Raw genomic sequence first — 7,532 nt, 5'->3', positions numbered from 1 at the left:
GTGCGTCGCACCGGCCCATCGGCGTCTCCGAGGTCTCCCGGCGTTGGTGCCCCGCCAGCACGGGCCCGCGTTCCGGGGATCCGGGGCGCTACGACGGGCGCGGGGTCAGGGCGCGGAGTCGCGGATCGCGGCCCAGTCCGCGCGGTGGTCGGCGCGGGTGGGCTCGACGAGGGCGCGGACCGCGACGAGACGGCCACGCTTGTTGATCCGGGCACCGGACGCGTATCGCCAGGGCGTTGGGGGGTTCATGGCCAGGAGATCCGGGTAGCTGAAGGCGACGATCTTCGGCTCGCCTTCGATGGCCACTACCGACAAGAGCAGTCCGTACGATCCGGTGGAACCCGCTGTGCGGTCGCTGGCGAACCCGGTGAACAACTGGCCCCACTTCGAGTGCGCGTACTCCGCGACCAGGAAGAGTGTCCGGCGGGCCACCTGGTCCACTGTGGTGGCGTACTTCGCCAGTTCGTCGGCGGACATCGGGCGCCGCCGGAGTGTGGATGAGAGGAACACGCCCGGCACCGCGTGCATGAACGCCTCGCTCTCCCGACGCCGCTCCGCCAGGACCGCGTCGGGCTCGGTACGGGCCGCCAGCCCCTCCCTGTGCTCTGCCTCCAGGTAGGCGTGCAGAAACTCCACCGCTTGATCAAGATTCACCGCTTGATGCCTCTCGCTTCTCGAAGAGCCACTCGTCCCCTCCGATTGTTGTCTCTCCCGGCTTCTGGGCGCCGGAAGGCAGGGACAGCTTCCAGACGTAGTCGACACCGATGACACGCCTCACTGGTGGATGCATCATCTTCTTGACGATCTCCGCCAGTTTCTTCTTGGCCTTCTCCATGTCCTCAGGGGAAGCGCCCTCCTGATACCACCAGGGCTGGTGCTCGATCTTCGACGTCAGGACATCGGCCAGGAGCTCCCCGAAGTGGATCGTCACAGTCAGGTGAAGGGAGACATCCGCCGCATCATGACCCTTCGCTGTGGCGAAGTTGATGAGATCGTTCTGGATAGTGGTCTCGGCCTGCTTCATATCTGACTGGTTGTACGTATCGCTTGTTGTCACCATATTCAAGGATTCACGATAACCCGACCCCCCGAAGATATCAGCGATAGCGTGGGCCCGGTTGAGGTTGAGGTTGGTGACCATGCCCGGTGAGTCCTGGTGGATTCCGCGCGCTTCACCTCGGGGTTTCAGTCGCAAGTCCGCCCCGATGACTTGGAGCGACTTGCTGCGCTGCGGATCCTTCTCCACGACCTTGAAGGACTTTCCCGCCCTGGTGGTGTAGGTCGTGACCCGTTCGTGGGCAGCGTTCACAGTGTGGATGGAGAGAGGGAAGAAGTCCGAATGCGGAGGTGCTTCCAGCTTGGGAACCTCAAGGCGACCATACGGCTTGAGGGTGACGTCGTAGGAGGCGCTCGTCATCCCCTCCAGCGCCTTGCGCAGTCGGTTCCTGTGCTTCTCCTCGATCGGAGGTGAGGTGTTGATCGCCGCCAGTCCGGAGGTCTTGAGCTTTTCCGGTACCGGGCGCCCGAGTGCTTCCAAGAAGTCCTTCTTCGAGGTTTCTGCCCGCTGGACGAAAACAAAGTTGTAGAACTCGCCCGTGGTGGCCCTCCTTCGGGGGTTCTCCTTGAAGTACTCCCGGAGCGGGGTTTGGAATTCTGGTGATTTGGCTACCTTGAAAGCATTGCTCTTGGTACCGGTCAGAACCGTCTTCTTCCACAGCGTCTTGGCGTTGTCCTCGATGCCGCGCCGAGTGCTGGAGACGTAGATGTTCCACCAGAAGGTGTGGACCACCTCGGCGTAGTTCCTGGCGTGCTCGGGCATCGCCGCCTTGATCTTCTTCGCCACGGAGTCATCCGGCACCGACTGGGGCGCGCTCGTCTGGGCCGGGCTGTTGATCGCGCGGAAGTGGATGACGGTGCGTTCGGGCTCGCGGCGGTCGATGACCAGCTTCAGGAGGCGGACCTTGTGGCGCCTGCGGATCGGGGGGAGCGCCTTCTCGATGCCCTCGATGGTGGCGTCCCGGGTGACCAGGGCGGTCGCGTCCCGCAGCGCGGCGGCGGCGCGGTCGGTGCGCCGCTGGTCGCGCCGCTGGCGGGCCCGGTCCTTCCGGCGCTGCCGGGCGTCGGCTCGCTTGCCGCGCCGGGTGTCCCGTTTGCGGCCGGGCCTGCGGTCGTCGCCACGGCGTCGGGGGCGGCCGGCGGTGGGGCGGGGGCGAGGGGTCGCCGGGCCGGGCTTGCGGGGGGTGGGTTTCGTACGGGGGCGGGTACGGGTGGCGCGGATCCTGGCCCAGGCCCTCTTCGCCAGGGCGGCGATGGTGTCGATGACCTGGTCGATGGCCATGTTGACCGGGCGCGCCATGGCCTGGACGATCTGGCGCACCCGGGCCGCGATGCCGCCGACGCCGAGGAGCGCGGCCAGGAAGCCGAGCAGCACCGGGATCGAGCGGGCGAGGGCGGACTCCACCCGTGCGGCGACTCCGCCGGTGGCGCCCTTGGCGATGGCGATCACCGCGTCGAGGACCGAGTTGACGAAGTCGATGATCTGGCGGGCCTGGGTCACCACGAAGGTGACGATGTCGATGAGGAGCTTGACCGCGCGGACGAAGGCGGAGGCGGGGTTGAGCAGGGACAGGATCCAGGTGATGCCCGCGGTGACGATGGCGGGTGTCACGTACGCGATGACCTTGGCGACCAAGTCCCTGCGCAGATCGCCGACCCGGGACTTGAGTTCCCCCCACATGCCCGCGACCCCGCGCTTGCGTACCTCGGCGACGAGGGGGACGGCTGTCTCGGCCGCCGCCACGGCCTCCTCCGGGACCTTGCGGGTGATGCGGGCGCGGATGGCGGGCCAGGTCAGGCCGAGCAGCCCGGCGAGCATGGTCAGCACGCCACGGGTGTCGAACTTCGCCGGGAGCTGGAGCCCGGCCTCGGCGGCACGGCCCAGCAGCCAGGACATGATGCCCTGCTGGAGATGGCGGCCGATGTTGCGCAGGAACTGACGGAGTCCCGCGCCCACGCCCGTCACCAGGTTGCGCAGGAAGCCGACCGGGTCCTTGAGGATCAGCATGACCGCGGAGGCCGCCTTGGCCAGCACCGCCAGCAGCATGTCCTTGAGTTCCAGGATGGTGTTGATCACCGATGCGACGGCCTCGACGGCCTTGTCGACCAGGCCCTTGTTCTTCTCCTTCGCGGTGGCGATCTCGTCGTCGACGGACTTCAGGGCCTCTGTGTACTTGGTGGCGAGCGTGTCGACCAGGGTGGTCGCCTTGTCGTCGACCGACTGGGTGAGTTCCTCGAACTTGCCGTCGAACTCGGCCATCGCCTCCTGTCCGATGGCCTTGAGGCCGGCGGGCAGCTTGCCCACCGCCGCGCGCAGTTCGGTACGGCCCTGGGCGATGCGCTGTTTGGCCCGGTCCAGTTCCGTACCGACCGTGGTGGCGACGTCCGCGATCACCAGTCGCATCCGGCGGAGGTAGCCCTCCCTGGCCCGGTCGAAGATCCGCTCCGCCTCGGCGGGCAGCCCGAGCAGCTTGTCCTTGCCCCAGCGCGCCCAGCCGAAGGCGCCCGAGTAGCGCCGGTCCTTGTACGCGTCCATCTCGCGTTCGTGTTCCGAGGTGAAGGCGTCGCGTGCCGCCTTCTCCCCTCGGGTGAACTGCTCGTCCACGAGCTTGTCGAGGCCGTCGAGAATGGCCTCGACGTCCTTCTTCATCGCGTCGAAGACCCGCTGGAGGATGGCGGTGACCTCGGTCCGCTTCTCCTCGTCCCGGCTCTTGGCGCCCGTCTTGCCCGAGTCCACCCGCTGTCCGGTCAGGGCACGCTGGGCCCCCATCGCGCCCATGGCCGTGGTTCCGGTCCGGCGGGCCTCCCCGGTGGCGGTGCTCAGCTCGCCCGCCTCGTGCTTGCGCAGCCGGGGCGGTGCGGCGGCGGAGTGGCGCTCGGCGGCCTTCTTCTCGCCCAGGGCCTGCCGGAACGACGGCTCGTTGGAGCGGCGCAGCTGCGGCTCGGTGACGCTCGCCTCGGCCATCCGCCGGTCCACGCTCTTCGGCCCGGCCGACATATCGGTCGCGGCGGGGGGCAGCCGGTCGGGGACGGCGTTGGCGGGATCCGGGGTGCCGGGGGCCGCCGGGGGCCGGTCCGGCGTCAGGGGCACGACCTCCTTGGTCACCGCCGCCGCCGTGTCCGGTGGGGCGGCGGTGGTGGTCGCGATCTGCTCGGCGGACTCCGTCCTGCCCTCACCGACGGTGCCCTGGACCTCCGCGCGGACCTCGTCCGCCTTCCCCGACTCCGCGAACGTGTCCGCCTCGTCGAGGTTCTTCGGCGCCTTCGCGGCGATGGCCTGCTCGACGGCCCGGATGAACGCCTCCCGGTCGAACGCCTTCGGCTTGGCCTCATGCATCTTCTCGGCGTTCGCGGACTTTCCCTGGGCCTCCTCGTCGTCCTTGGGCGGGCGGGCCGCGTCCTGCGCCGCCGCCGCCTCGGTCCGCGCCGGGGGGTGTGAGGTGGCGACCGCGCGCTTCTTGCGGCTCACGTCGTTCTTGAGGGCGGCGAACTTCGGATCGCCCGCCGGGCCCCGCCGCCGCGCGCTCGCGCCACCCGGTCCTGAGCCCGATCCGGTGGGCGCGGTCCCACCGTCCTTCCGTTCAGCGGCGGAATCGGCCTCCGCGGTCCTCTTCGTACGGGTGGGGCGGGGTGCCGTCGGCCCGGGTGCGGGTGTGGGGCGTCGAGGCCGTGCGGGCGCGCGGGGGCCCGGAGCCGCGCTCCGCCCCGCGGCGACCGCGCCGTTCCCGATCCTCGTCTGATCCGCCATCGCCTGGGCCTGGGCCTGCGCCGGTGACGATGGTGGGGACGGTGACAGAGAGGGCGGGAGTGAGGGTGTCGGTGACGCGGGCATGGGCCGGTCCGGTCCTGGCGTACCGGCCAGTGCGGACGCCGCGACAGCCGCGTTGGAGGTGAGGGGCGGAGGTGAGGGGAGAGAAGGGGGCCGCGTCCCGGCGTCCCGCGGCCGTGGGCCGGTGGCCAGTGTGGTGGTGAGTGCCTGTGTGGGCTTCTGCCTGCGGGCGCGCTTCATCGGCGGAACCATCGACCGGCCTCTCCTCGCCAGACCGCCCTGCCGGGGGTGCGACGCCTCGCGGACGGTCGCCGTCCGAGGGTGTCAGCTGGGGCGTGACGGAACCGTCTCCATGACGTGACGGAGAGGTCGCCGCCCGGTGGTCAAGACAGCGTGGCAACCGGCGGCGCGCCCTGGCGGAGAAGATCCACGGGCTTCCCCACCCAAGCGGCACCTGACTCCTCTGGAGACAGGCGCGTTCGGAGGTGTGAAGGCGCAGGTGGGCGGCGTGTAAGCGGCTCGTGCAGAGGCATGAATCCCGGCACCACCGGCGCGTGAACTAAACATCACGCGGCCAAAGTTCACCGTATCGAGGGACTGTTCCCGCCATCCAATGGATGAACAGGTGGGGGAACACCTACGGTTCTCGCGGATCAACGGGGCGACCTCCCCGAACGCCTCCGCCCCGTCCGTCCCTCTCCCCGCCGTACCCCCGCCTGACCTCTCCCTGTCTTGCCTGCCTCCCGTTGCCCTGAACCCGACTGGCGTGCGCGTATGCCGAACGCTGCCCTGATGAAGGAGTGCACAGCCCCATGACCGTCGAGACCGGCCCGCAGCCGCAGCAGCGGCCGAACCCTCAGAGCAGCCTCAGCACGCAGGCCGCCCGCAATCTCGCCACGACGACCAAGTCCGTCCCGCAGATGCAGGAGATCACCTCCCGCTGGCTGCTCAGAATGCTGCCGTGGGTGGAAGTCGACGGTGGTACCTACCGGGTGAACCGCCGGCTCACCTACACCGTCGGTGACGGCCGGATCGAGTTCGTCCAGGAAGGGGCCGAGGTCCGGGTCATCCCCCGCGAGCTCGGTGAACTCTCCCTGCTGCGCGGCTTCGACGACGAGGACGCCCTCACCGCCCTCGCCGCCCGCTGCGAACAGCGCGACTTCCGCGCGGGCGAGGTGCTGGTCGAGCGCGGCACCGCCGCCGACCGGATCCATCTGATCGCCCATGGCCGGATCGACCAGATCTCCGTCGGAGCCTACGGGGACGAGAGCGTCACCGCCGTCCTCGCCGACGGCGACCGCTTCGGTCAGGACGCGTTGCTGGACTCCGACGCCACCTGGGAGTACACCGCCGTCGCCCAGACCTCGGGCACCCTGCTCACCCTCTCCCGGGCCGACTTCGCCGCCGTCACGGCCGCCGCGCCCAGCCTCCAGCGGCACGTCGAGGAGTACAGCGCGCTCCCGGAGCAGCGCCAGAACCGGTTGGGTGAGGCGGAGATCGCCATGTCCGCCGGACACACGGGTGAGCACGAACTGCCCGGCGCCTTCGTCGACTACGACCTGAACCCCCGTGAGTACGAACTCTCGGTCGCGCAGACCGTGCTGCGGGTCCACACCCGCGTCGCGGATCTCTACAACAAGCCGATGAACCAGACCGAGCAGCAGCTCAGGCTCACCATCGAGGCGCTCAAGGAGCGCCAGGAGCACGAGCTGATCAACAACCGTGAGTTCGGGCTGCTGCACAACGCCGCCTTCAACCAGCGGATCCAGACCCACTCGGGCCCGCCCACCCCAGATGACCTGGACGAACTCCTCTGCCGTCGCCGTGGGTCCAAGTACTTCTTCGCCCACCCCAGGACCATCGCCGCCATCGGCCGTGAGTTCAACAAGCGCGGGCTCTACCCGGACCATGTCGACGTCGGCGGACAGCAGGTCCCCGCCTGGCGCGGCGTACCGATCCTGCCGTGCAACAAGATCCCGATCACCAAGGAGAACACCAGCTCCATCCTGGTGATGCGTACCGGCGAGGACAACCAGGGCGTCATCGGGCTCAACCAGACCGGGCTGCCGGACGAGTTCGAGCCGGGGGTGTCGGTGCGCTTCATGGGCATCGACGAGACGGCGATCATCTCCTACCTGGTCACCACCTACTACTCCGCCGCCGTCCTGGTGCCCGACGCGCTCGGTGTGCTGGAGAACGTGCAGATCGCCCGTACCAGCGGCTGAGCCACGCCCGTTCCGTACGTACGCGGGAGACCGCGCCGCGCACGGCGAACGGGCGGGGCGGTCCGCGCGGACCTGCCGTGATCCGGTCCCGTCGGGTCCGGGGCGGGAGTGGGGGAACCGCTGTACGGGAGGGCTGGGCCCGGCCGTACAGCGGGGGTGGGAGGACCCGCCCGACACCGCACGATCCCGGCGCCCGGAACCCGGAACTCGACACCCGGATCCCGGCGCGCGCCCGTCCCGTTCGCCGGGCCCCGGCCCGGTCGGACGCGAGAGCGGCACACATCCACCAGCCGGGCCCCGCCGGGGCCACGGTCCCCGTGTGCCCGGAACAGCCACGTCACCCAAGGAGGAATGGTGCGCTCATGAGCACCGAAGCCCTGCGACGCATCCTGTCCGGCCCTCATGGCCTGGGCACGGGGAGTCTGCACCTGAGGCGGCCGGAGGAACCGCCGCGAGCGGCCTCGCCGGAGGCGGGTCCGCTC

3 protein-coding genes are annotated in these 7,532 nt (G+C 69.6%); 1 reads left to right on the top strand and 2 read right to left on the bottom strand.

Features of this window, described 5'->3' with window-relative positions:
- Positions 1-105: 105 nt before the first annotated feature.
- Together ACFVIM_RS30405 and ACFVIM_RS30400 are read right to left on the bottom strand one after the other, a co-directional pair.
- Complete coding sequence (locus ACFVIM_RS30405) at positions 106-654, bottom strand: hypothetical protein (protein WP_384308089.1); 549 nt, start codon at positions 652-654, stop codon at positions 106-108.
- Positions 644-4,525 (bottom strand): DNA/RNA non-specific endonuclease, encoded by a 3,882-nt coding sequence (locus ACFVIM_RS30400; RefSeq protein ID WP_384308087.1) that lies wholly within the window; start codon positions 4,523-4,525, stop codon positions 644-646. The genes ACFVIM_RS30405 and ACFVIM_RS30400 overlap by 11 nt, the downstream gene beginning before the upstream one ends.
- 1,112 nt (positions 4,526-5,637) lie before the next feature.
- On the opposite strand from ACFVIM_RS30400, the gene ACFVIM_RS30395 reads away from it, so the two are divergent.
- Entirely contained in the window at positions 5,638-7,050 is a 1,413-nt protein-coding gene (locus ACFVIM_RS30395; protein ID WP_384308084.1) for a family 2B encapsulin nanocompartment shell protein, read from the top strand.
- The last annotated feature ends 482 nt before the right edge of the window (positions 7,051-7,532 follow it).

Source organism: Streptomyces sp. NPDC057638 (assembly GCF_042800315.1).
In the GTDB taxonomy this organism is placed as follows: domain Bacteria; phylum Actinomycetota; class Actinomycetes; order Streptomycetales; family Streptomycetaceae; genus Streptomyces.
The sequence above is the reverse complement of the archived record's forward strand: the minus strand, read 5'-3'. Positions and strand labels throughout refer to the sequence as shown.

Bases quoted from the DNA above. Each gene is read 5' to 3' on its own strand.
- ACFVIM_RS30395 (WP_384308084.1), top strand. From the start codon at position 5,638: ATGACCGTCGAGACCGGCCCGCAGCCGCAGCAGCGGCCGAACCCTCAG.